2 protein-coding genes are annotated in these 1153 nt (G+C 64.0%); both read left to right on the forward strand.

Translation table 11 applies throughout. The features are described from left to right. The first annotated feature begins 110 nt into the window (after window positions 1-110). Complete coding sequence (locus tag ACFV20_RS37060) at window positions 111-914, forward strand: hypothetical protein (RefSeq protein WP_385665551.1); 804 nt, start codon at window positions 111-113, stop codon at window positions 912-914. 93 nt (window positions 915-1007) lie between these two features. After that, a partial coding sequence (locus tag ACFV20_RS37065) for an acylphosphatase (RefSeq protein WP_385665554.1) occupies window positions 1008-1153 on the forward strand: 146 nt, incomplete at its 3' end.

The following is a 1153-nucleotide window of genomic DNA, read 5'->3' on the forward strand; positions in this document are numbered from 1 at the left end:
TCACGAATGTCACACTCGGTCACGACACACGGTGTTTACCTTTTGCAGTCGCCGGAATTAACAAATCATTGGCAAACTGCTGGGTGAGTATCCACCGTTGAAGGAGAAGCATGGGCGCGAGCACCGCCGAGAACACCAACCTTCGTCTGAAGGCCGTACTGGACATCCTGGCCGAAGGCGTGTGGTCCGGGGCCATGCTGAACGCCGGTGAAGTGCTGGCTGAGGCAACCGTCCGCGTGCCGTTCGACGCCCATGAAGCCGAACTGCTGAGCGGTGGCATTCCGCGCGGCCACAAGAACCTGACCACGGCCTCGGCCAAGCTGGTCAAAGCTGGCTGGCTGGTGAAGGGCCGCTCGGGCTGGACCATCCCGGATGATGGTCTGCGCGCGACCGTCGCCTTCCCGGACGTTTCGGCTTTCGCGGAAGCGCTCGACGCCGGCACTCCCGTCCCGGCCGACGTCGCCGTCCCGACTGCCCCGCCGGCCAAGCCCAAGGCCAAGCGGGCGGCAGCCCCGAAGAAGGCCGCCGCTGTGAAGGCCGAGCCCACCGCCAAGAAGGCCACCACCCGAAAGGCACCCGTCAAGAAGGCCGCTGCCCCCGCCGTCGAAACGCTGCCGCAGCCGGAAGCCGTTGCCATTGCGGGTGATTTCAACAAGCTCCTGGGTGCGGCCGAGGACTGGGCTCCGCAGTATGACGAGGCGCAGATGGAGTTCAACCCGCTGGTCCAGCTGTGGACTTTGACTGCAGAGTTGCCTGCCGGTTTCTACACCTACAAGATCGCCCTCAACCGCTCATGGGACGAGAACTACGGTGCGTTCGGCGCCCGCGATGGTGCCAACCACGAGCTGAACCACGACGGCGGCCCGGTCACCATCACATATAACAACGCCACACGGGACATCGTGGTGAGCTAGTTTTTCCGGCGCACGGATCCCGCCCTCGTCCGCTCAACCCAGCCTTGTACCTGGGGAGGGGCGTACGAGGGCGGGATTCGTTAAGGTGGGTCCATGGCTAGCGACGAGTGCAGGCTCACCGCGCGGATTTCCGGCGTAGTCCAAGGCGTAGGTTTCCGCTATTGGACGGCCCGTAAGGCAGACGAACTCCTGCTGACCGGAACGGTGCGGAACCGCTTCGATGGCTCTGTTGAACTGGT

The organism is Streptomyces sp. NPDC059696, from assembly GCF_042733745.1.
Classification (GTDB): domain Bacteria; phylum Actinomycetota; class Actinomycetes; order Streptomycetales; family Streptomycetaceae; genus Streptomyces.